Annotated in this window: 21 protein-coding genes; 11 read left to right on the top strand and 10 right to left on the bottom strand. The window is 63.2% G+C overall.

The window, feature by feature from the left end; genetic code table 11:
- Positions 1–476: 476 nt before the first annotated feature.
- Together AC5ZG1_RS25285 and AC5ZG1_RS25280 are read right to left on the bottom strand one after the other, a co-directional pair.
- A complete protein-coding gene (locus tag AC5ZG1_RS25285; protein ID WP_130227435.1) occupies positions 477–1,127 on the bottom strand; it encodes a CoA transferase subunit B in 651 nt (216 codons plus the stop codon).
- A gap of 18 nt (positions 1,128–1,145) precedes the next feature.
- Positions 1,146–1,853, bottom strand: a complete 708-nt coding sequence (locus AC5ZG1_RS25280; protein ID WP_028167022.1) for a CoA transferase subunit A — start codon at positions 1,851–1,853, stop codon at positions 1,146–1,148.
- 243 nt (positions 1,854–2,096) lie between these two features.
- Here AC5ZG1_RS25280 and AC5ZG1_RS25275 point away from each other — a divergent pair, with 243 nt between their 5' ends.
- From AC5ZG1_RS25275 to AC5ZG1_RS25260, 4 genes are all read left to right on the top strand, one after another.
- Positions 2,097–4,046 (top strand): AsmA family protein, encoded by a 1,950-nt coding sequence (locus tag AC5ZG1_RS25275; RefSeq protein ID WP_496134375.1) that lies wholly within the window; start codon positions 2,097–2,099, stop codon positions 4,044–4,046.
- A gap of 123 nt (positions 4,047–4,169) precedes the next feature.
- Complete coding sequence (locus AC5ZG1_RS25270) at positions 4,170–5,558, top strand: ABC transporter substrate-binding protein (protein WP_496134374.1); 1,389 nt, start codon at positions 4,170–4,172, stop codon at positions 5,556–5,558.
- Positions 5,559–5,629: 71 nt separating this feature from the next.
- Entirely contained in the window at positions 5,630–6,499 is an 870-nt protein-coding gene (locus tag AC5ZG1_RS25265; RefSeq protein WP_028167019.1) for a carbohydrate ABC transporter permease, read from the top strand.
- A complete protein-coding gene (locus AC5ZG1_RS25260) occupies positions 6,496–7,347 on the top strand; it encodes a carbohydrate ABC transporter permease (protein WP_496134373.1) in 852 nt (283 codons plus the stop codon). The genes AC5ZG1_RS25265 and AC5ZG1_RS25260 overlap by 4 nt, the downstream gene beginning before the upstream one ends.
- 4 nt (positions 7,348–7,351) lie before the next feature.
- Here AC5ZG1_RS25260 and AC5ZG1_RS25255 read toward each other — a convergent pair whose 3' ends face one another.
- The 3 genes from AC5ZG1_RS25255 to AC5ZG1_RS25245 are packed head-to-tail and all read right to left on the bottom strand — an operon-like array spanning position 7,352 to position 10,250.
- Positions 7,352–8,167: an ABC transporter permease gene (locus AC5ZG1_RS25255; RefSeq protein ID WP_028167017.1), complete on the bottom strand. Its 816-nt coding sequence runs from the start codon at positions 8,165–8,167 to the stop codon at positions 7,352–7,354.
- Positions 8,167–9,081: an ABC transporter permease gene (locus tag AC5ZG1_RS25250; RefSeq protein WP_456640987.1), complete on the bottom strand. Its 915-nt coding sequence runs from the start codon at positions 9,079–9,081 to the stop codon at positions 8,167–8,169. The genes AC5ZG1_RS25255 and AC5ZG1_RS25250 overlap by 1 nt, the downstream gene beginning before the upstream one ends.
- Positions 9,078–10,250 carry an ABC transporter ATP-binding protein gene (locus AC5ZG1_RS25245; protein WP_496134372.1) on the bottom strand — a complete coding sequence of 391 codons (1,173 nt, stop codon included), beginning with the start codon at positions 10,248–10,250 and terminating at the stop codon, positions 9,078–9,080. Before AC5ZG1_RS25245 ends, AC5ZG1_RS25250 begins: the two co-directional genes overlap by 4 nt.
- Positions 10,251–10,384: 134 nt before the next feature.
- Between AC5ZG1_RS25245 and AC5ZG1_RS25240 the strand changes: the two genes are divergently transcribed.
- Entirely contained in the window at positions 10,385–11,710 is a 1,326-nt protein-coding gene (locus AC5ZG1_RS25240; RefSeq protein WP_496134371.1) for a tetratricopeptide repeat protein, read from the top strand.
- Positions 11,711–11,724: 14 nt separating this feature from the next.
- Here the strand turns inward: AC5ZG1_RS25240 and AC5ZG1_RS25235 are convergent, their stop codons facing one another.
- From AC5ZG1_RS25235 to AC5ZG1_RS25225, 3 genes are all read right to left on the bottom strand, one after another.
- Positions 11,725–12,714, bottom strand: coding sequence for a Bug family tripartite tricarboxylate transporter substrate binding protein (locus AC5ZG1_RS25235; RefSeq protein ID WP_496134370.1), 990 nt, complete (start codon positions 12,712–12,714; stop codon positions 11,725–11,727).
- A gap of 257 nt (positions 12,715–12,971) precedes the next feature.
- Complete coding sequence (locus tag AC5ZG1_RS25230; RefSeq protein ID WP_496134369.1) at positions 12,972–13,181, bottom strand: hypothetical protein; 210 nt, start codon at positions 13,179–13,181, stop codon at positions 12,972–12,974.
- 184 nt (positions 13,182–13,365) lie between these two features.
- Positions 13,366–16,056 carry a sensor domain-containing protein gene (locus tag AC5ZG1_RS25225; protein WP_496134368.1) on the bottom strand — a complete coding sequence of 897 codons (2,691 nt, stop codon included), beginning with the start codon at positions 16,054–16,056 and terminating at the stop codon, positions 13,366–13,368.
- Positions 16,057–16,303: 247 nt separating this feature from the next.
- Between AC5ZG1_RS25225 and AC5ZG1_RS25220 the strand changes: the two genes are divergently transcribed.
- Positions 16,304–17,401 carry an NAD(P)/FAD-dependent oxidoreductase gene (locus tag AC5ZG1_RS25220; RefSeq protein ID WP_496134367.1) on the top strand — a complete coding sequence of 366 codons (1,098 nt, stop codon included), beginning with the start codon at positions 16,304–16,306 and terminating at the stop codon, positions 17,399–17,401.
- 87 nt (positions 17,402–17,488) lie between these two features.
- Here AC5ZG1_RS25220 and AC5ZG1_RS25215 read toward each other — a convergent pair whose 3' ends face one another.
- On the bottom strand, positions 17,489–17,674 hold the full coding sequence (locus AC5ZG1_RS25215; RefSeq protein WP_028167009.1) for a YdcH family protein: 186 nt from the start codon (positions 17,672–17,674) through the stop codon (positions 17,489–17,491).
- A gap of 243 nt (positions 17,675–17,917) precedes the next feature.
- Between AC5ZG1_RS25215 and AC5ZG1_RS25210 the strand changes: the two genes are divergently transcribed.
- The 3 genes from AC5ZG1_RS25210 (at position 17,918) to AC5ZG1_RS25200 (ending at position 18,931) form a co-directional block, all read left to right on the top strand.
- Positions 17,918–18,124 (top strand): YdcH family protein, encoded by a 207-nt coding sequence (locus AC5ZG1_RS25210; RefSeq protein WP_028167008.1) that lies wholly within the window; start codon positions 17,918–17,920, stop codon positions 18,122–18,124.
- 350 nt (positions 18,125–18,474) lie between these two features.
- Positions 18,475–18,666 carry a hypothetical protein gene (locus AC5ZG1_RS25205; RefSeq protein ID WP_028167007.1) on the top strand — a complete coding sequence of 64 codons (192 nt, stop codon included), beginning with the start codon at positions 18,475–18,477 and terminating at the stop codon, positions 18,664–18,666.
- 16 nt (positions 18,667–18,682) lie between these two features.
- Complete coding sequence (locus AC5ZG1_RS25200; RefSeq protein ID WP_028167006.1) at positions 18,683–18,931, top strand: hypothetical protein; 249 nt, start codon at positions 18,683–18,685, stop codon at positions 18,929–18,931.
- Positions 18,932–18,943: 12 nt separating this feature from the next.
- Here the strand turns inward: AC5ZG1_RS25200 and AC5ZG1_RS25195 are convergent, their stop codons facing one another.
- On the bottom strand, positions 18,944–19,672 hold the full coding sequence (locus tag AC5ZG1_RS25195; protein WP_456640980.1) for a GGDEF domain-containing protein: 729 nt from the start codon (positions 19,670–19,672) through the stop codon (positions 18,944–18,946).
- Between the two features lie 151 nt (positions 19,673–19,823).
- Here AC5ZG1_RS25195 and purE point away from each other — a divergent pair, with 151 nt between their 5' ends.
- Positions 19,824–20,312 carry a 5-(carboxyamino)imidazole ribonucleotide mutase gene (gene purE, locus AC5ZG1_RS25190; protein WP_456640979.1) on the top strand — a complete coding sequence of 163 codons (489 nt, stop codon included), beginning with the start codon at positions 19,824–19,826 and terminating at the stop codon, positions 20,310–20,312.
- Complete coding sequence (locus AC5ZG1_RS25185) at positions 20,309–21,406, top strand: 5-(carboxyamino)imidazole ribonucleotide synthase (protein WP_496134366.1); 1,098 nt, start codon at positions 20,309–20,311, stop codon at positions 21,404–21,406. Before purE ends, AC5ZG1_RS25185 begins: the two co-directional genes overlap by 4 nt.
- The last annotated feature ends 33 nt before the right edge of the window (positions 21,407–21,439 follow it).

The following is a 21,439-nucleotide window of genomic DNA, read 5'->3' as shown; positions in this document are numbered from 1 at the left end:
TGGTCCTACCCCCGTGCTTTTTGTTGCACGGGACCCACGGGTGCAACCTGCACCCGGCTTTCCCTGCGCCCTCTGTTTTCGAGGAGGGTGAAACGAGAGCAAAGCTCGGGCGTGACACGCCGCGAGAATGCGAACTCACATCCCCACTGCTGTTTGAAAATTGAATCGGAATGCCAGCCCCGTCATTGCGAGCGCAGCGAAGCAATCCATCGCGCCACTTGCGGAGGCATGGATTGCTTCGCTGCGCTCGCAATGACGACAATAGTGGAGAGAGCGTGCGATACGACGCTTTCTCCGTGCCCGTTGATGCGCCCTCTCCCCTTGTGGGAGAGGGCTACTCCGGCGTCGGCAATGAAACTCATTTGGGTGAGGGGTCTCTCTCCACGAGCACCGTCGCCCGCGGGGACAACCCCTCATCCGTCGCACATTTCATGCGCGCCACCTTCTCCCACAAGGGGAGAAGGGAAGAACCATCATCACGTGTTCTTCAGCGCCACCCGAAACTCGGCTTCGGTCTTGGCCTTCACCTCATCCAGCGTGACGCCGTCGGCGAGTTCGACCAGCGCCATGCCGTCCTTGCCATGCTTGTCGATGGTGAAGACGGCCAGATCAGTGACGACCATGTCGACCACGCGTTCGCCGGTCAGCGGCAGCGAGCATTGCTTGAGCAGCTTCGGGCCGTCCTTGGCGGAATGCTCCATCACCACTACGACGCGCTTGACGCCGGCGACAAGGTCCATGGCGCCGCCCATGCCCTTCACCATCTTGCCGGGGATCATCCAGTTGGCGAGATCGCCGTTCTGGGCCACCTGCATCGCGCCGAGGATCGAAAGGTCGATATGACCGCCGCGCACCATGCCGAAGGAATCGGCGCTGGAGAAATAGCTGGTCGACGGCAATTCGCTCACCGTCTGCTTGCCGGCGTTGATGAGGTCGGCATCCTCCTCGCCCTCGTAGGGGAACGGGCCCATGCCGAGCATGCCGTTCTCGCTCTGCAGGCTGACGTCGATGCCTTCGGGGATGTAGTTCGAAACCAGCGTCGGGATACCGATACCGAGGTTGACGTAATAGCCGTCGCGCAGCTCTTTCGCGGCGCGCGCCGCCATCTGTTCACGGGTCCAGGCCATGGGACTCTCCTGCTAAATTTAGGCTGCGGGGCGCGGGCGGGTATTGCGGAACTCGATCCGCTTCTTACCGGTGCCGACCTCGACGATGCGCTTTACGAAAATGCCTGGGGTGTGGATGTGATCGGGATCGATCTCGCCGGCCGGAACCAGATGCTCGACCTCGGCCACGGTGATCTTCGCGGCCGTCGCCATCATCGGGTTAAAGTTGCGCGCGGTCTTGCGATAGACCAGGTTCCCGGCGGTGTCGCCCTTCCAGGCGTGGATGATGGCGAGGTCGGCGAACAGGCCACGCTCCATGATGTACTTCTCGCCGTCGAATTCCTTCACTTCCTTGCCCTCGGCAATCAGCGTGCCGACACCGGTCTTGGTGTAAAAGGCCGGGATTCCGGCGCCGCCGGCGCGGATGCGCTCGGCCAGCGTGCCCTGCGGATTGAATTCGAGCTCGAGCTCGCCGGCGAGATATTGCTGCGCGAACAGCTTGTTCTCGCCGACATAGGAGGAAATCATCTTCTTGATCTGGCGTGTCTCCAGCAGCCGGCTCAGCCCGATACCGTCGACGCCGGCATTGTTGGAGACCACCGTCAGGTTCTTGACCCCGGAGTCCCGGATCGCATCGGAGAGTGTTTCGGCGATGCCGCAGAGGCCGAAGCCGCCCGACATGATCATCATGCCGTCCTTAAGGATGCCGTCGAGTGCCGATTTGGCGTCGGGATAGACCTTGTTCATGAAAGAGGACCTGATCGAGAAAAGGCGCGGCGGCCGGAATTGGTTGGGATTATTAGGCGAAATCTTCGCAATGCGTCAATGACGCCCCGTTTGGCCATCTCACCTGCCTACAACCTCGACGACGGCCTTGAAAGCGTCAAGAAAACCCTTCAAGTTGCGTGGCTTGGCAGGGGCGCCAGGTGCGCTGCCCGGTTTTATTCGAAGATCCGATCACCTCAACCCGACCTGGATATGTCACTGACGATGGCCCAAGGAATGAAGCGCCTGGGGATGCCGATTGCGGCGTTTTTCGGCCTCGCGCTGCTTGGCCTGATCGGGACATCCTGGTTTCTGAACCGGGACGCCCTGCAGCAGGCGGTGGAGGCGCAAATCCGCGCCGTCACCGGGCTCGACCTCGTCGTCAACGGCCATATCGATGTCTCGGTGTTCCCCGGCAGCTATGTCTCGTTCCATGACGTCGGGCTGAGGGGCGGCGGGACCATCGACCCTGCGCTGCGGGTCGACGTGCTCACCGCCAATCTGCGCCTGCTGCCGCTATTGCTGCGGCGGTTCGAGATCGCCGACGTCATGATGCTGCGACCGCATATCCACGTCATCAGGGACGGCAAGGGCGACAGCAACTGGACGCCGTTCATCGACACCATCGCGCGCGCGATGAAACCCGGCGCCGAGAACCAGATGTCGTTCTCGGAGATCCGCATCCAGGACGGCATCCTCTATTATGAGGATGAGAGCAACCATGTCAGGGAGCAACTCGGCGACATCGACCTGTCGCTGGCCTGGCCGTCGATCTCGCGTTCTTTTGCCGCAACCGGACAGTTCGACTGGCGCGGCGAGCGCGTCGACGGCTCGATCAGCGCCAGCGACTTCATCGCGCTGTTGTCAGGCGAGCGCTCGGGGCTGAAGGCGCGCCTTGCCAGCGCGCCGCTCAAGCTCGCCTTCGACGGCACGGTCGCCAACCGGACCAGCCTGATGATGGAGGGCACCGCGACCATCGACAGCGTGTCCTTGCGCAACGCGCTGCGCTGGATGGGACAGGCCCCGCCTGGCAGCGGCGGGTTCGGCCGCTTCACGCTAAAGGCGCGCGCCAATCTCGTCGGCGGCTCGGTGGCGCTCACCAATGTCAATGTCGAGCTCGACGGTAATGTCGCCGAGGGCGTGATGACCTTCGCCAACAATGGCCGGCAGACGCTGCAGGCGACACTCGCCGCAGGCAACCTCGATTTCACGCCCTATATCTCGACCTTCCGCCTTTTGGCGAGCGGCCAGCGTGACTGGAACCGGCAATTGTTCGATCTGAACGCGCTCACCGCAACCGACCTCGACATGCGGCTGTCGGCGGCGCGGGTGACGGTCGGCTCGACCAGGCTCGGGCGCACGGCGCTCGGCGCCAATTTGCGCGGCGGCACGCTCGCGCTCTCGGTTGCGGAAGCGCAGATGTATGGCGGCATCGCCAAGGGCTCGCTCGGGATCGCGCGCTCGGATGCCATCGCGGATGTGAAGGCGCAGCTCGAGTTCATCGATGTCGACCTGCAGGCCTGCGCCAGCGAATTGTTCGGCGTCAGCAAGCTCACCGGGCGCGGCAATCTCAACGTCGCGCTGACGGCCTCCGGCTCCAGTCCGTTCGGGCTCGCGCAATCACTCGATGGTACCGCGACGCTGAGCGGGCATGATGGCGCGATCGCGGGTTTCAATGTCGAACAGCTTCTGAAGCGGCTGGAGCGGCGGCCGCTGTCCGGCGGCGGCAATTTCCGCTCGGGCTCGACGCCTTACGACAATCTGACGATCGGCGTGCGATTCAATGATGGCGTCGCCACCGCCGAAGACATCCGCCTCGAAGGACCTGCAGCCAAGATCACGCTGACCGGGACCGCCTCGGTGCCGTCGCGGGAATATGATCTGAAGGGCGTCGCCAGCCTGAATTCCGCGCCGAGCGGCAGCAACGGTTTTGACCTGCCGTTCGTGGTGCAGGGTCCGTGGGACGATCCTTTGGTCTTCCCGGATCCGGAAAGCCTGATCCGCCGCTCGCCGGCATCGTCGCAGTTGCTCGATGCGGTCAAGGACCGCAAGACCCGCGACACCGTGCGCTCGGTAATCGAGCGCTTCACCGGCGGCCCGCGGCAGCAGCCCTCTGATGCCGCGGCATCCCCGACGCGAGCGCCGACGGCGGCCGAGAACGCCAAGCCGAATTGAACCTTTCGACTTTCGTCGTGGTTCAAAGGCGAACCGCGCGCGCCATCTGGATCAGGCCGCGGCCATGCGCTAGTCTTTTATCCAACCGGTTAAAAAAACCGGCATCAAGACAGGGAGAACAACGTGAAATCCAAGTTGGGTATTGCTGTGCTTTCTTTCGCGGTCGCCGCCATCGGGCTGATCCACGCGACCGCGCCGGCACTGGCGCAGGAGAAGAAGATCACGGTCTGGTGGGGCAAGGGCTTCTACAAATCCGAGGATGACGCGCTCCTCGAGGCGATCAAGAAGTTCGAAGCCAAGACCGGCATCAAGGTCGAGCTGTCGCAATACGCGATCCAGGACATGATCCCGAAGACGGTGGCCGCGCTCGATTCCGGCACAGTGCCCGACGTCGCCTATTCCGATACGTATGACGTGCAGGCCGGCGGTAAATGGGCGTTCGAAGGCAAGATCGAGGACCTCTCCGACATCCTGCTGCCGATGAAATCGGCCTTCGCCCCGAACACGCTGGAGACTGCCTATCTCTACAACGACCAGACCAAGAAGAAGGGCTATTACGGCTTCCCGCTGAAACAGCAGAGCATGCATGTGCAGATCTGGGGCGACATGCTGCAGCAGGCCGGCTTCAAGCCGAGCGATATTCCGACCAAGTGGGCGGATTACTGGTCGTTCTGGTGCGACAAGGTGCAGCCCGCTATCCGCAAGGCGACCGGCAACCGCATCTACGGCGTCGGCCAGCCGATGGGTGTGGAATCGACCGACTCGTTCCAGTCGTTCTACACCTTCATGGACGCCTACGACGTCAAGCTGGTCGATGACGACGGCAAACTCCTGGTCGACGATCCCAAGGTGCGCGACGGGCTGATCCACGCGCTGAAGGATTACACCGACACCTACATCAAGGGCTGCACGCCGCCCTCCTCCACGACCTGGAAGGACCCGGACAACAACGTCGCCTTCCACAACAAGACCATCGTGATGACCCACAACTTCACGATCTCGATCGCGGCGAAATGGTTCGAGGATTCCAACAACCAGGCGCTGACGCCCGAGCAGCGCGCCGCCGGCAAGAAGGCCTATGAGGAAACCATCATCACGGCCTCCTTCCCCAACAAGCCGGACGGCAACCCGATCAAGTACCGCTCCGACGTTAAGACCGGCGTGATCTTCACCGCGGCCAAGAACAAGGCCGAGGGCAAGGAGTTCGTCAAATTCCTGCTGCAGGAGGAGAACCTCGGGCCTTATGTCGAGGGTGCGCTCGGCCGCTGGTTCCCGGTCACGGTCGCCGGCCAGAAGAGCCCGTTCTGGCAGGCCGACCGGCATCGCAAGGCGGTCTACACCCAGTTCACCGGCGGCACCACGCCGTTCGACTTCACCAAGAACTACAAGTTCACGATCCTGAACAACGAGAACGTCTGGGCCAAGGCCATGAACCGCGTCGTCAGCGAGAAGGTGCCGGTGGACAAGGCCGTCGACGAACTGATCGCCCGCATCAAGCAGGTCGCGGGCTGACGTCAACAAGGCCGGCCGCGGTCGACGCGGCCGGCCTCCCTGTCACGGCGATCTAGGACGTGATGTAACACATGGCGATCACGCTTTCCGATCATGCGATCCCGCGCCCGCCGCTGTCGGCGCGGCTGTCGACGCCGCAAGTCTGGGGCATCGTGCTGCTGGCGCCCTATCTGCTCGTGTTCCTGGCCTTCGTGCTCTATCCCGTCGGTTACGGGCTATGGCTCGCGCGCCATCCGCAAAGCTATGTCGAGCTCTATCACGACCCGATCTTCGCGCGCGCCGCCGTCAACACGCTGATCTTCCTGGTCATCGGCATCAACGTCAAAATGCTGATTGCGCTGTTCCTGTCGGGCTTCTTCGTCCAGCAGCGCCACTGGATCAGGTGGCTGTCGGTGCTGTTCATCCTGCCCTGGGCGGTGCCGTCGATCCCGACCATCCTGTCGGTGCGCTTCATGCTCAATCCGGAATGGGGCGTGGTCAATCACATCATCTTCAGCCTGACCGGCGATGACGGCCCGAACTGGCTCAACGATCCGGCGGTGGCGCTGACCATGGCGATCGGCGTCCACATCTGGAAGTCGCTGCCGTTCTGGACGCTGATCCTGATGACCGGGCGGCTCGCCATCTCCAACGACCTGTTCGAGGCCGCTGCCGTCGACGGCGCGAGCTTCTGGCAGAAATTCCGCTACATCACCTGGCCGTCGATGCGGACGCTCTACGTCACCTGCACGCTGCTCTCGATGATCTGGACGCTCGGCGACTTCAACAGCGTCTACCTCCTGACCGGCGGCGGGCCGGCCGACCTCACCCATGTGCTGTCGACGCTCGGCATCCGCTATCTCCGGCTCGACCAGCTCAATCTGGCGATGGCCTCGATCGTCTGCGCGCTGCCGCTAGTGCTGCCGCTTGTCTATTTCATGATGAAACGGTTGTCGCGATGAAGCTGCCCACCCTGCGCGAGATCGGCACCGAGGCTAAGCTGCTCCTGATCGGCATCCCCGTCCTGATCTGGACGCTGGTGCCGATCTATCACATGTTCCTGTTTGCGATCTCGCCGAAGGAGGATGCGTTCTCCGGCAAGCTCTGGCCCGATCATCCGACGCTGCACAATTTCGAGATCGTGTTCCGTCAGCAGCACTACTTCCTGCGGGACTTCTGGATGCAGTTCGGGAACTCGACCGTGATCGCGCTGGCGACCGGCGCGCTGACGCTGTTCATCGCAACATCAGCGGCGTTCTCGATCTCGCGATTGCGTACGCCCGGCGGCCGCGCGGTGATGAACATGGCGCTGTTCACCTATTTCATCCCGGCCGCATTCCTGGCCGTGCCGATGTACCGCACCATGGGCAATTACGGATTGCTCAACACTCACTGGTCGCTGATCCTGGCGATGGTGACCATCGCCTCGCCCTACGCGATCTGGGTGTTGAAGCAAGCATCCGACAAACTGCCGGTCGAGCTCGACGAAGCCGCGACCATGGACGGCGCGACCACGCTGCAATTGTTCCGCCTGGTCTACGTGCCGCTGATGATGCCCTCACTGGTCGCGGTCGGCACGTACGCCATCCTGCTGGCCTGGAACGAATATCTCTATGCGTTCCTGCTGCTATCGAAGGACACCGACATCACGCTCCCCGTTGCGCTCGGCAATTTCCTCGCCGCCGACGATTCGCCGTGGGAGCTGTTGATGACGACCGGCTTCATCTACGCGCTGCCACCGGCGGCGATCTACTATGCCTTCAAGCGCTACATGGTCGGCGGCCTCACCGCGGGCGCGGTGAAGTCGTGACCGCTCACAGCGGCGCGGCGCTCTCGCCCTGGGAGCTCGACAATTTCGAAGCGAACGAGGCGATCACGATCAGGACGGCGATCAATGCGATCACCAGCGTGCAGATCGCGTTGATCTCCGGCTTCACCCCGAGCCGCACCTCCGAATAAATCCGGATCGGCAGCGTCGCCGAGCCGGGACCGGTGGTGAAGCTTGCGATCACGACGTCGTCGAGCGACAGCGTGAAGGCGAGCATCCAACCCGCGACGATGGCGGGAACGATCAGCGGCAGCGTCACCATCAGGAACGCCTTCACCGGATTGCAGCCGAGGTCCATCGCGGCCTCCTCCAGGCTGCGGTCGAGCGAAGCAAGGCGCGACTGCACCACCACGGTGACGAAGCACATGGTGAGCGTGGTGTGGGCGATAGTCACCGTCCAGAAGCCGCGCTCGGCGTTCAGCGCCACAAACAGGAGTAGCAGTGACAGTCCCGAGATCACCTCCGGCATCACCAGCGGCGAATAGAGCATGCCGGAGAACAGCGCGCGGCCGGCAAAGCGCTCGCCGCGCGCCAGGCCTATGGCCGCGAGGGTGCCGAGCAGCGTCGCCAATGTGGCGGACACGGCGGCCACGCGCAGGCTCATCCAGGCGGCTTCCAGCATGGCGCGGTCATTGAAGAACTCGATGTACCAGCGCAGCGACCAGCCGCCCCACACATTCACCAGCCGCGACGCATTGAACGAAAAGATCACGAGGATCACGATCGGCAAATAAAGGAACGCAAGCCCGAGCGCGAGCGCGGTCATGTTGAAGCGCGAAAGCCGGTTCACGGTACGTGCCATCAGCGTCGGCCCTCGACCTGCCGACGCTGCAGCCGGTCATAGAGCACGAGCGGCGGCACCAAGAGAAGCAACAGCGCGATCGCGACGGCCGAGGCCACCGGCCAGTCCTTATTGGTGAAGAATTCGAGCCAGAGCGTCTGGCCGATCATCAGCGAATTGGAGCCGGCCAGAAGATCGGGGATCACGAACTCGCCGACAATCGGTATGAAGCAGAGCAATACCCCTGCCCCGACGCCCGGCAATGACAGCGGAAACGTCACAAGCCAGAAGGCCTTCCGCGGCGAGGCGCCCAGATCTTCGGCGGCTTCCAGCAGCGTGCGGTCCATCTTCGCGAGCGTGGCGTAGAGCGGCAGGATCATGAACGGCAGATAGGAATAGACGATGCCGATATACATCGCGGTGTCGGTCGACAGCCAGACAACAGGCCCGGGCACCAGATGCAATGCGAGCAAGATCCGGTTGAGCAAGCCGTCATGCTGCAGGATGTTGATCCAGGCATAGATGCGGATCAGGAACGAGGTCCAGAACGGCACGATGACCAGGGTCATCGCGATGCCCTGCCAGCGCTGCGGCAGCCGCGCCATGCCGTAGGCGATGGGATAACCGATCACGAGCAGGATCAGCGTCGAGGTCATGGCGACGACCAGGCTGCGCAGATAGGACAGGATGTAGAGATTGTCCGAGAGCAGCAGCCGGAAATTTTCCAGCGACAACTGCTCGAACGCGGCCTTGAACGCCACCCATCCCTCGCCGAGGTCGAACACCGGCGTATAAGGCGGCTGCGCGATCGCGGTCTGCGACAGGCTGATCTTCAGCACAAAGCCGAACGGCACCAGGAAAAACAGCGCCATCCAGAGATAGGGCGCGATGGCGGCATAGCGCGCCGGACGGGCAAAGATACGGCGCGTGCTCATTGCTCGAGCACCACCCCATCGTCGGGCGTGAACCAGACAGCCACGCGCTCGCTCGAACCATAGCCATCCGCGTCAAGCCGCGCGGTATTGGCCATCACCGAGCGGACCACCGCACCATTGTCGAGCCTGATCCTGTAAGCGGTGAGGCCGCCGAGGTAATTGATCTCCGCGACCTCGCCCTCGAAGCGATTGATTGCTTGCAACGCGTCGGCACCCGACGCCAGTCCACGCCGCGATAATTTGATCTTCTCGGGCCTGATCGCGACGGTCACGATCTCTTTCATCACCGATTGGCGCGGTTCGGCCACCGTGATGATCCCTGCTTCACGCGTCGTGACCTTCAGCCTGCCCTGCTCGCGCGAGATGACCTGCCCCTCGAACAGATTGACGTCGCCGACGAACGCGGCGACCCAGCGCGAGGCCGGCGCCTCATAGAGGTCGCGCGGGGTTGCGACCTGCGCCAGGCGGCCGGCGTCCATCACACCGATCCGGCTCGCCATCGTCATCGCCTCTTCCTGGTCGTGGGTGACGATGATGAAGGTCATGCCAAGGCGGCGCTGCAATTCCATCAATTCTGCCTGCGTGCTCTCGCGCAGTTTTTTGTCGAGCGCGGCCAAGGGCTCATCGAGCAGCAGCATCTGCGGCCGGCGTGCCAGCGAGCGCGCCAAGGCCACGCGCTGCCGCTGGCCGCCGGAAAGCTGGTCGGGCTTGCGTTTCTCCATCCCCTCGAGCTTGACGAGCGCCACCATCTCGGCGACGCGGGCGGCGATCTCGCCGCGCGCCATGCCGGCGCGCCGCAGGCCGAATGCGATGTTGTCACGCACCGAGAGATGCGGAAACAGCGCATAGTTCTGGAACATCATATTGACGGGCCGCTCATGCGGCATCACCTGCGCGATGTCGCGACCAGCAAGCAGGATGCGTCCCTCGTCCGGTGTCTCGAATCCCGCCAGCATGCGCAACAGCGTGGTTTTGCCGCACCCGCTCGGGCCAAGCAGGGCGAAGAATTCACCGGCGCGGATATCGAGTGAGAGCTCGTTGACCGCGGTGAAGTTGCCGAACCTTTTCGTCACGCCCTCGATGCGCAGCAGCGGCATGTCGGTCGCCCTCCGCGGCGCAGTTTTTTCCGTGGTCGAATTATTTGCGGTCTTCGCCAGTTCCTCAGCCATGATTCCCTTTAGCCCGAACGTGACCGCAAGCTAGCGGCGGATCGCCACTGGCTCAACCGCCTCACGCGGCGTCTTCCGCAATATTGTTGTCACAGGCGCCTCTGCTAGATTTCGCCTGCACGTCAGGAGGACGAATGATGAACCGGGACCGCTACGACCTGCCGCTGACGACCGCTTCCGATCGCGCCGCGGCGCTCTACCGTGATGGCATCGACTGTATCCTTGCGGCCTGGCATGGCGCGGATGCGGCCTTTGAGGCGGCCATCGCCGAGGATCCCGATTTTGCGCTGGCCCATGTGGCGCGTGCCCGCGTCCATCAGATCAACATGGAAGGCGCGGCGGCCCGCGACAAGGCGGCAAAAGCCCGGCAATTGGCCGCCGCCGCGAGTCGGCGCGAGCAGCAGCATGTCGAGATCGTAGCCTCGGTGGTTGAAAGCCAGACCAGGCACGCATTGCAAGTGGCCGAACAGCACCTGACGGAATTTCCGCGCGACGCGCTGATCCTGTCGCTGCTGCTCGGCGCCTTCGGCCTCTACGCTTTCTCGGGACGGCCCGACCATGACGCGGCACGGCTTTCGATCTGCGAGCGCTACGCTGCCGACTATGGCGAAGACTGGTGGTTCCTCACCTATCTCGGCTGGTCGCGAACCGAGGCGGGCGACGTCATCACCGGCCGCGATACCACCGAGCGCGCCTATTGGATGAAGCCGGCAAATGCCAGCGCGGCCCACGCTCTGTCGCATGCCCTGTTCGAGCAGGGTGATCCCAAGGAAGGCCGCACCTTCCTGTCCGGCTGGTTGCCGGCACACGACCGTGTGAGCTTCTTGCAGGGACATCTTGCCTGGCACCTGGCACTGATCGCGCTCGAGGACGGTGACACTGACGGCGCGCTCGACATCTACGAGCGGCATATCAGACCGCAGGGGCGGCCCTATCCGCCGCTGAACATTCTGACCGATACCACCTCATTGCTGTGGCGGGTCTCGCTGGCGGGAAGGACCGGGCTTGACTCGCATTGGCAGGAAGTCGCCGCCTACGGCGAGAAATTCTTCCCGAAAGCCGGGGCGCATTTTGCCGATGTCCATCACGCATTGGCTGCCGCGGCGAGCAACGGCGGCGCTCTGGAGCCGCGGCTTGCCGAAATGGAGGCGCGGCACGCCGAGGGCAAGCTGGCGCCCGGCGCTTCCGCGATCGGTCTTTGCCGCGGTATCCAGGCATTTGCCTCGGGCGACAACGAGGGCGCCGTGCGCATCCTCGAGCCGTTGATGCCGGAACTGGTGCGGATCGGCGGCAGTCACGCCCAGCGCGAGCTTTGGGAGGACACATTCATCGTCGCCTGTCTTCGCGCGGGGCGCGGCGAGAAAGCGACAAAGCTGATCGCCGACCGCCTGCACCGGCGGCCATCCCGCCGCGACGAAGCTTGGTCGCAGCAGGCAGGTCGAAGCAGGGCGCTCAGCTAGTATCTCCAGATTGTCTAGGATGGTTCCAAGCCGAGCGCTTGCGCGCTCTCCATCCAGACCGGCAATTCCCTCTGATACAAAGCGTTGCTTTCCGTAAAGCCGAGCGCCGGTTCGAGCACGAAGGTGCTGAGAACTTCCTTCACTTTCGCATCGCTATTGGCTGCCACGCAGAGTTCCGCCAACCGATCGACGATCGGCTGCGGCGTCGCCTTCGGCAACGCCCAGCCCGTGAAGCCGCTCACGGTGAAGAATTTCGCTGTCGCGCCCTGTTGAGGCAGAGTCCTGACGTTGGGGATCGCGTCGACCTTCTTCGAATGCACCGCGAACACAACGCCGCGATTGCTCTGCAGGACGGTTTGCGCAGCCGTGTAGCTGCCCATCGCGACATCGAGCGTGCCTTCCGCCAGCCCCGTCCACATTGGCGCTTCGCCACGGTAATGGATCGGTTCGATGTTGAGACCATACTGTTTGTTGAGCTCATTGATCGTCATGTGCGGGGCCGAGCCCGCACTATAGGTGCCGAAGTTCACCTTGCCGCTCTTGCGCGCGAAAGCGACGAATTCGTCCAATGTCTTGACGCCGGCCTTCGGGCTCGCGACCAGCAGCAGCCCTGCCCCCGGGATGATGCTGACGAGCGTCAGGTCCTTGTCCATGTCGTAGCCGGGGTTCTTCATCATGGCTCTGTTCATCACATAGGTGGTTGAGATGGAGCACAGGATCGTATGGCCATCTGGCTCCGCGCGCGCGACTTCCGCGGCGCCTATCGAGCCCGAGGCCCCCGCTCTGTTCTCTATGACGACAGTCTTTCCCACCTGCCTGGAGATGAATTCGCCGAAGGCGCGCGCGAGCAGGTCGGTCTGGCCGCCGGCCGGATAGCTGCAGATCATACGGATTTGCCGCGACGGCCACGCTTCCTGCGCCGCGGCCCTGCGCAAGAGGAACGGCATCGCTGCCGCTGTCGTACCCGCAGCAATGAATTGACGGCGATCAAGTTTCGCTGACATGGCTCCCTCCCTGAATTTTTCATCAGGGTATCGCATCGTACGACCTCGGCCAGGGGCGAAAGACGGGACAGATTGGCGCAGAGGCACGTCAGAAGCGAACGTTCACGAACATCCGCTTTGGTCTCTTTTGAATGTCGGCGTCAGCGTGCGGGCGTCTCTTCGTTCCACCACGCGGCACTGCGTGAGCTTGAACTTTGCCAAGGCGCATTGGGCCGTCCGTTCGCTCGCACACACCGGATGGGATCGGAAGTCGATGCTCAGGGGCTTTTCCTGCTGACGATTCCGTCGGCTTCGAGGGCCTGAGCGATCTGCTCGAGGATTGCCTCCGTCGAATTCTCGCCCGACGCCAGAGTCTTACTTGCCAAACTGAGCTGCGCTGGCGCAGGCTGCTGGCCCAAGGACGCGTCCGCCTTTGGCACCAATTCGCCGAGTTCCTGCTCGACGCGGCTCCAATCCCGTTGATCCACGGCATCCTCCGCACTGATCAATTGCAAGACTACAGCGGGAGGTCTCGGGCGAAAAAGTAAAAGAAGCGCGATGGTTAAGACTGGCCTAAGCGGCCGCGACGAGAGCACGCCCATGCCGGAAGGTCATAGCGCTCCCACGTGAAGGAGATACAGGCGCGGGTGAAGAAAACCCGTCCAGCAAGACTTACCCGGTCTTGCGGACCAGTTCCACGACATTACCGCCGTTGCCCACCAGCGCCGCGTACTGGCCGACCGGCGCCGGCTTGCCGATCAGATAACCCTGCACCGCGTCGCATCCCTCCTTTGCCAGGAAGCCGAGCTGCTCCTCGCTTTCCACGCCCTCAGCGACGATCGACATCTGCAAGCCGTGACCGAGATCGATGACAGCGCGGACGATCGCCGCCGATTGGGGGTTGCGGCCGAGATTGATGACGAAGGCGCGGTCTATCTTGATCTTGTCGAAGGGAAACGCCTGCAGGTAGCTCAGCGAGGAATAGCCGCTGCCGAAATCGTCCATCGAGATGCGCACGCCGAGCGCCTTCAGCCGCCTGAGCAGCGCCAGGCCGCGATCGAAATCCTCGATCAGCACGCCCTCGGTGATTTCGAGCTCGAGCCTGTCGGGCCGCAAGCCCGTTTCGAGCAGGATCGAATGCACGAGGCTGACAAGGTCGCCGTGCATGAACTGCGCCGGAGAAAGATTGACCGCGATCTGCAGCGGCTGCTTCCAGGAGGCCGCCTCGCGGCAGGCCTCGCGCAGGATCCACTCGCCCATCTCGACGATCAGGCCGCCTTCTTCCGCAAGCGGAATGAAATCCGCGGGCGAGACGAAGCCGCGCACCGGATGCTGCCAACGCGCCAGGGCCTCGAAACCGATCACCCTGCTCTCGTCCACCGTTGCGCCGGCCGCGGCCAGCGGCTGGTAGTAGAGCGATAATTCGCCGTTCCGGATCGCGGCGGAGAGATCCTGATGCAGAACGCGCCGGTCGCGGATCTGCTGGTCCATTTCCGGCTCGTAGATCGAGATCGTGCCCCGCGACTTCGCCTTCGCGCGGAACAGCGCCGCGCCGGCATTGGCGAGCAGCGAGGCGGCATCCGAGCCATTGTGCGGAAATACCGAAATGCCCGCAGTGACGCCGGTGCGGACCGATTTGCCATCGATCAAGAATTCCTGGGCGAGCGCCTCCGCCACCTGTTCGGCAAGAACGATGCCGGCGGCCGGCTGCTTGCCGTCGATGATCAGGCCGAACTCATCGCCCGAGAGGCGCGCCACCACGCCGCCGCGCGCCGAGGTCTGCAGGCGCCGGGCCACCTCGATCAGCAATTTGTCGCCGATCGCATGGCCAAACACGTCGTTGATCTCTTTCAGGCCGTCGAGGTCGACGCAAAGCACGGCGAATTCCTCGTCGGTGCCGCCACAGGCCTCGATCATCTGCGCCAGCGCCTGCAGGAAAGCGGCGCGGTTCGGCAAATCGGTCAAACCGTCGTGATAGGCCATATGGGCCATGCGGGATTCGGTCTGGCGTCGATCCGTGACGTCCTCATGCGTCTTGATCAGGTATTGCGGCTCGCCATGCTCGTCGAGCACGGTCATGCGGCGGGTCAGGAATAGCCGCAAGCCGTCCTTGGTCGAGATCGGATGCTCCTCGGTGAGCAGGCCGCGTTTCTTGATCGCAGCCTCGTCGCGCGCGATGATCAGCTTGGCCTCGCGCGGATTGAAGATGTCCGTCGCCGTCAGGCCGGTGGCATCCTCGCGCCGGCGGTTCAGGATCGTCTCAGCCGAGCGGTTGGCGAGCAAATATCGGCCGTCGCTGACGCGCTCGACGATCAGCGAGACCGGAATGTTGTCGACCACGAGTTCGAGGAACTTCTTGGCGTTCTCCAATTCCCGCGACAGCGAACGGCGGTCGGTGACATCATCGAACAGCGCTATCAGGAATTCCGGCTCGCCCTTCTCGTTGCGCGCGATCACGCGGTTGGAAGCGAGGATGCGCCGCTCCGGGCCACGTTCGACCCAGAACTCGTTGCGGAAGGAGCCTTCTGGAGCTTGAAGCGCCGCCTTGTCGGCGGCCGCGATGCTCGCGGCGCTCTCGGGACTAAAGATCTCGTCGGCGCGCTTGCCGACGATGCGATCGCGCGAGAAGCGCGAGAACCGCTCGAAGGCACGGTTGGCGAAGATGTAGCGGCCGTCCTCGATGTTCTTCGCGGCCACGCAGACCGGCACGTTGTCGAGCACCGATTCCAGGAACTGGGTGGTGGATGCGAGCTTGCGCGACAGTTGCCGCTGGTCGGTGCAGTCCTCATGCGTCGCGATCGATCCGCCATTGGGCAGCCCGAAATGTCGGACCACGACCGATTTGCCGTTGGGCAATTCCGTCACCATCCCCTCGGGGTTGGCGGCCCGGATATAGAACTCCGCAGGCGTGACATCCATCAAGCCGCGCCGGTGGCGCATTGCCAACAATTCGGGCCCGGTCATGTTGCGCGGTATGTCGGAGCGCGACAGGCCATAGATCTCGAGATAGCGGTCGTTGCAGAAAACGATCCGCTTTTGCGCATCGGTCATCACCACGCCCTGGTTCAGATGGTTGAGGGCGGAGCTGACGAAGGCATTGCGCCGGAGTTGTATGCGCTGCACCCTTCGCAGCGCCGAAAGCACCGAGAGCGTGATCGCGCCCAAAAAGGAGGCGACGACGGTGCCGCCGATCAAAAGCTCCCAGACCAGGTTCGGCCCAAGCGAACCGATATCGCTCGATGGGACCAGACCGGCTGACGCTGCGAGAGCCAATGCAGCCGACGCAATGGCCACGACAAGGCAGACGACGGCCGGCGCCGGAATCAGATTCCTCCCGCTTCCCTGCGCTTTCTTGCCAGCCATTCCGTCACCTTGCGGATTTCCGCATTACAGTCTCTGGCCTTGGCAGTTTGGATCGGGTAAACGCCGCGCGATGCAACCGGAAAATGTGACTTAATTTAGGGCAATTGCCCTGACATGATTAATGCCGCACTAATGCCGGTGCGCCACGAAGCCTATTTCGAGGCAATCCGGGGCGTTGCTACCAAGGCGCGGATGGACAACAACAAGCAGAACCCTATTCGCGCCGATTTCCGGGCTTGAAGGATCCATGGACAGAGTTGATTGCGTCGTCATCGGAGCGGGTGTGATCGGGCTCGCCGTCGCACGCCGCCTCGCACAAGCAGGGCGCGAAGTGATCGTGCTGGAAGCCGCCGAGGGGATCGGCACCGTGACCTCCTCGCGTAACAGCGAGGTGATCCATGCCGGCATCTACTACCGTGCCGGCAGCCTGATGGCGCGGATGTGCGTCAGCGGCAAGCATGCGCTTTACCGTTATTGCAAGGAGCACGGCGTCCCCTATCGCAATTGCGGCAAGCTGATCGTCGCGACCACGCCGAAAGAGACCGAAAAGCTGCAATCGATCCGCGCCCATGCCGAGGCCAATGGCGTGCGCGACATGGAGCTGCTTTCGGGCGAATCCGCCCGCGCGATGGAGCCAGCGTTGAACTGCGACGCCGCACTGCTGTCGCCGTCCACCGGGATCATCGACAGCCACGCCTATATGCTGGCGCTCAGGGGCGATGCGGAGGCCGCCGGCGCCGCATTCGCCTTCCATACCCCGCTGCTTCGCGCCAAGGCGGCGGCCGGCCGGATCGAGATCGAGGCCGGTGGCGAAGCGCCGATGACGCTGGAATGCGACCTGCTCGTCAATGCCGCAGGCCTCGGGGCGCCGGCGGTCGCGCGCGGCATCGAGGGTATGCCGCTCGAATTGATCCCATGCGCCTATCTCGCCAAGGGAAACTATTTCAGTTGCAGCGCGCGGGCGCCGTTCTCGCGGCTGATCTACCCGGTGCCCGAGCCCGGCGGGCTCGGCGTGCACCTCACCCTGGACATGGCAGGGCAGGCCCGCTTCGGCCCGGATGTGGAATGGGTGGAGAGCATCGATTACGCCGTCGATCCGGCGCGCGCGGACCGCTTCTATCCGGCAATCCGCAAATATTGGCCCGGGCTGCCGGACGGGGCACTGATGCCAAGCTATTCCGGGATCCGACCGAAGATCGTTCCGCCGGCCGTGGCGACGCAGGATTTCCTGATCCAGGGGCCGCGCGATCACGGCGTCACTGGATTGATCAATCTGTTTGGTATCGAATCGCCCGGGTTGACGTCGTCGCTCGCGATCGCCGATCACGTCGGTGAGTTCGTGTGAGCAGTCGCAACATCGACCACGGATGAGCGCTTCGGCGCCCATCCGGCCTGAAGTGGTGTACGTTGCGATATGTTACCGGGGGACTGGCTAGTGGAATGTCTCGTCGACGGATTGTTTCAACCGTTCGATCTCGTCCTTGACCATCAACTTGCGGCGCTTGAGTTCGGTGATTTGCAGGTCGTCTGTAGAGAGGTGCAGGAGCGCTTCGTGTAGTTCGCTTTCGAGAATTTTGTGCTTGCGTTCCAGTTCAACCAGATGCGCCTGTATCGCCATTACGAAACCTCCTCGGCAGGTTAACCTCAATTTCGATCAGGACACCAAAGTGTACACCAGCCAGATTATCTGTCGACGGAGATTGCGAATCAGCGCTGCGACATTTTCGAATTTATCTGTAACAGAACGTGCGTATGGAACCGTCTTAACTTGCGCGGCGAGCGTGGAGGGAGGATATTTCGGCACGCAGATACCGAGCGATCCGGCCACAACTTCACCGTGCCTATTTTTTAGTACACAGCCATGACCGACGAAGATGAGCGCGAACTCCACGCAGAGCTTGCACGGCTGCAGCAGGAGCACCGCGATCTCGATGCAGCCATCGACGCGCTGCATCAGTCGCCGGCGCCGGATCTGCTGATGGTGCAGCGACTCAAGAAGCGCAAGCTGCACTTGCGCGATCGCATCGCCTTCATCGAGGATCAGATCACGCCCGACATCATCGCGTGACGCGCGCCGTCATTCCGGGGCGATACCAATGGGTCCGCGAAGCGCGGCCCGATGATAGGCTCCGCATCGAACCCGGAATCCATCGGGCCGCGCGTGCAAGTGGTAAAACGGATTCCGGGCTCGCGCTTTGCGTGCCTCGGAATGACGACACGAGAGAATTTGCGCCTGGCTTTGCTGTCAGCGCATGTTGACTAGCTGTCCCCGACATCCACAGGCAGACATCCACAGGCGCTTGGCGCGATCGGTCACAAGCCGCCGGCAAGGCGCTTCCGCCCTCTTGACTCCTCTAGAACAAAATAAGAACATTACCGCTGCCGCCAGCCAGAACCGGAAGGATCATCGCCATGCCCATGCCGTCAGTGTTCTCCGACAACAACCGCTACGAAGTGGCTTGCGACCAGGCGATCGCGATGTGCGACGGCAATCTGCGCAGCACCATCAAGGCGCTGATCATGGCCAACGAATTCCTCGAGACTGAGGTCGCGGAATTACAGGACGCACTCGCGACCTGTTTCGCGCAGGCAAAGAACGACGCCGCGTAGGTAAAAGGAGCACGCCATGGCCGATATCACCTATTACGTTGCGCTGCCTTTCGTGCGGGACGACAGCGGTGAATTGGTCGCGGGCAATGCCGAGGAGTGTCAGAGCGCCGCGACCGCGTTGCGGCGCGCCGAGATGATGTCGCGGATGCCGGGCAGCATCGGCGCGGTCGCCTTCAGCCGCACCGGCGATCCCATGATCGGCGAATTCGGCGATGCGCACCTGCTGCGGAAATTCGGCAACCTGCCGGACGATCTCGGCCTGTGAAGCCGCTTGCCATCAACCCACCACTTCATGCCGCCGCTGCGCCTTGCGCACATACATCGCGCTATCAGCCTCTTCCAGTGCGCGGCTCGCCACGGAGTGCGGACCGAGGATCGCAACGCCGGCGGAGGCGCCCGCGCTGACGCTGCGGCCACCGAAATCGAAGGTAAGGCGATCGATCGATTGCTCCAGCGCCGCAGCCTTGGCCTTGGCGTCGGTCTCGGTCAGGTTCCACAGCAGCACCGCGAACTCGTCGCCGCCGAGCCGTCCGACCACGTCCGATGCACGCACCTGCTTCGTTACCGTTTTTACGATCGCCTTCAGCACCGCATCGCCGGCGGCATGGCCATAGGTGTCATTGATCGGCTTCAGGCGATCGACGTCGAGCATGACCAGCGCGCCGCTGGCGTGATAGCGCTTGATATAGGCGATCGAGCGGTTCAGCTCGCGCTCGAAGCCGCGCCGATTGAGGATGTCCAGCAGGAAGTCGGTCTCCGCGGATGCCTGCAGTTCCGCGATCTGCGCTTCCGCCGCGGCCAGTTCCGCCTTGAGGCGGCGAATTGTCGCCTTGGCCTCGGTCAATGCAGCCGATGGCACCTGGACAGGGGGGACTTTGGTGGGGGCGGCTTGGGCAGGCGCGGCTTGGGTGGTGGCGGCTTGGGCGCGGCGCGGCGCAACCTTGCGCGCAGCCGCGCTTTGTCTTTTCGCGGCCCCGGATGCGGCCGCCCTCTTCTTCTTTTTCATAAGCATCCTTGTTGAGGCCCGCTGATGAGGCTTGCCCGCATTCACCAAGACAGGATAGTCCATTCCGGATTCCTTGCCACGCCTTGGATCAGTGACGGGCCGCTCCTATAATCCGGCCCATGCTTCTGGATTCCCGATCAGAATTGACGATATGCCCGCCGCAATAGCCATTATCATGGGAAGCCAGTCGGACTGGGAGACCATGGGCCACGCCGCCGAAACGCTCACTGCCCTCGGGCTCGCGTTTGAGGCGCGGATCATTTCCGCCCACCGTACCCCGGACCGGCTGTACGCGTTCGCCAAGGGGGCAAAAGCGGCCGGTTTCAAGGTCATTATTGCCGGCGCCGGCGGTGCCGCGCATCTGCCCGGCATGACGGCTGCCCTGACGGAACTTCCAGTGTTCGGGGTTCCCGTCGAATCGAAGGCGCTGTCGGGCGTCGATTCGCTGTATTCGATCGTGCAGATGCCGGCCGGTATCCCGGTCGGCACGCTGGCGATCGGAAAATCGGGTGCCATCAACGCGGCGCTGCTCGCAGCGAGCGTGCTGGCGCTGAACGATCCGGCGCTGGCGACGCGCCTGGCCACCTGGCGCAAGCAACAGACCGATGCGGTCAAGGAGCATCCGGAGGTATCGGCGTGACGGCTTCGACAACAGTGAAGCTGAAGCCGGGTGATACCATCGGAATTCTCGGCGGCGGGCAATTGGGCCGGATGCTGGCGATGGCCGCGGCGCGGCTCGGCCTCAAATGCCAGGTGTTCTCGCCGGATCCGGATTCGCCCGCCTTCGACGTGGTGCAGCACGCGACCTGCGCGGAATTTGCCGATGTCGAGGCGCTCGAACTGTTCGCCAATGACGTCGACGTCATCACCTATGAATTCGAGAACGTGCCGTCCGCGACCGCCTTGGTGCTGGCGGCGCGCCGCCCGGTGCTGCCGTCGCAGAAGATCCTCGAGACCACGCAGGACCGGCTGATCGAAAAGGATTTCATCACCAGGCTCGGCATCGGCACCGCCGACTATGCCGATGTGTCCTCGGTCGAAACGCTGCGCGCCGGCATCGCGCGCATCGGCCTTCCCGCCGTCATCAAGACGCGCCGCTTCGGCTATGACGGCAAGGGCCAGGCGATGATCCGCGACGGCGACGACATCGACCAGCTCTGGGAAGACCTCGGCACCAAATCCGCCATTCTCGAAGCCTTCGTGCCATTCGAGCGCGAAATCTCCGTGATCGCCGCGCGCTCCGCGGACGGCCACGTCGAATGTTTCGACGTCACCGAGAACGAGCATCGCGATCACATCCTGAAGATCTCGCGCGCGCCGGCAGCGATCCCGGCCGAGCTCGCCGTGCAGGCGCGATCGGTTGCGGAAAGAATCGCGCATGCGCTGAACTATGTCGGCGTACTCGGGGTCGAAATGTTCGTGGTCGCGGGCAAGGACGGGCCGACCGTGCTGGTCAACGAGATCGCGCCGCGGGTTCACAATTCCGGACACTGGACGCTCGACGGCGCCTCGATCTCGCAATTCGAGCAGCACATCCGCGCCATCGCCGGCTGGCCGCTCGGCAAACCGATCCGCCATGGCGCGGTGACCATGACCAACCTGATCGGCGACGACATCCTGAGCTATGAGGAATGGCTGACAGTGCCCGGCGCAACCGTGCATCTCTACGGCAAGGGCCCGCCGCGGCCCGGCCGCAAGATGGGCCATGTCACTGAAGTGGCACCACCGAAGTAGCGCCGGCAGGCCACAAACAGTAGCCCGCCGGCA

The organism is Bradyrhizobium sp. Leo78 (genome assembly GCF_059512425.1).
Note: the sequence above shows the minus strand (reverse complement) of the source record. Positions and strands in the feature narration are given on the sequence as shown.

Bases quoted from the DNA above. Each gene is read 5' to 3' on its own strand.
- AC5ZG1_RS25285 (WP_130227435.1), bottom strand. From the start codon at position 1,127: ATGGCCTGGACCCGTGAACAGATGGCGGCGCGCGCCGCGAAAGAGCTG.
- AC5ZG1_RS25280 (WP_028167022.1), bottom strand. From the start codon at position 1,853: ATGAACAAGGTCTATCCCGACGCCAAATCGGCACTCGACGGCATCCTT.
- AC5ZG1_RS25275 (WP_496134375.1), top strand. From the start codon at position 2,097: ATGGCCCAAGGAATGAAGCGCCTGGGGATGCCGATTGCGGCGTTTTTC.
- AC5ZG1_RS25265 (WP_028167019.1), top strand. From the start codon at position 5,630: ATGGCGATCACGCTTTCCGATCATGCGATCCCGCGCCCGCCGCTGTCG.
- AC5ZG1_RS25260 (WP_496134373.1), top strand. From the start codon at position 6,496: ATGAAGCTGCCCACCCTGCGCGAGATCGGCACCGAGGCTAAGCTGCTC.
- AC5ZG1_RS25255 (WP_028167017.1), bottom strand. From the start codon at position 8,167: ATGGCACGTACCGTGAACCGGCTTTCGCGCTTCAACATGACCGCGCTC.
- AC5ZG1_RS25250 (WP_456640987.1), bottom strand. From the start codon at position 9,081: ATGAGCACGCGCCGTATCTTTGCCCGTCCGGCGCGCTATGCCGCCATC.
- AC5ZG1_RS25245 (WP_496134372.1), bottom strand. From the start codon at position 10,250: ATGGCTGAGGAACTGGCGAAGACCGCAAATAATTCGACCACGGAAAAA.
- AC5ZG1_RS25240 (WP_496134371.1), top strand. From the start codon at position 10,385: ATGATGAACCGGGACCGCTACGACCTGCCGCTGACGACCGCTTCCGAT.
- AC5ZG1_RS25235 (WP_496134370.1), bottom strand. From the start codon at position 12,714: ATGTCAGCGAAACTTGATCGCCGTCAATTCATTGCTGCGGGTACGACA.
- AC5ZG1_RS25225 (WP_496134368.1), bottom strand. From the start codon at position 16,056: ATGGCTGGCAAGAAAGCGCAGGGAAGCGGGAGGAATCTGATTCCGGCG.
- AC5ZG1_RS25220 (WP_496134367.1), top strand. From the start codon at position 16,304: ATGGACAGAGTTGATTGCGTCGTCATCGGAGCGGGTGTGATCGGGCTC.
- AC5ZG1_RS25215 (WP_028167009.1), bottom strand. From the start codon at position 17,674: ATGGCGATACAGGCGCATCTGGTTGAACTGGAACGCAAGCACAAAATT.
- AC5ZG1_RS25210 (WP_028167008.1), top strand. From the start codon at position 17,918: ATGACCGACGAAGATGAGCGCGAACTCCACGCAGAGCTTGCACGGCTG.
- AC5ZG1_RS25205 (WP_028167007.1), top strand. From the start codon at position 18,475: ATGCCGTCAGTGTTCTCCGACAACAACCGCTACGAAGTGGCTTGCGAC.
- AC5ZG1_RS25200 (WP_028167006.1), top strand. From the start codon at position 18,683: ATGGCCGATATCACCTATTACGTTGCGCTGCCTTTCGTGCGGGACGAC.
- AC5ZG1_RS25195 (WP_456640980.1), bottom strand. From the start codon at position 19,672: ATGAAAAAGAAGAAGAGGGCGGCCGCATCCGGGGCCGCGAAAAGACAA.
- purE (WP_456640979.1), top strand. From the start codon at position 19,824: ATGCCCGCCGCAATAGCCATTATCATGGGAAGCCAGTCGGACTGGGAG.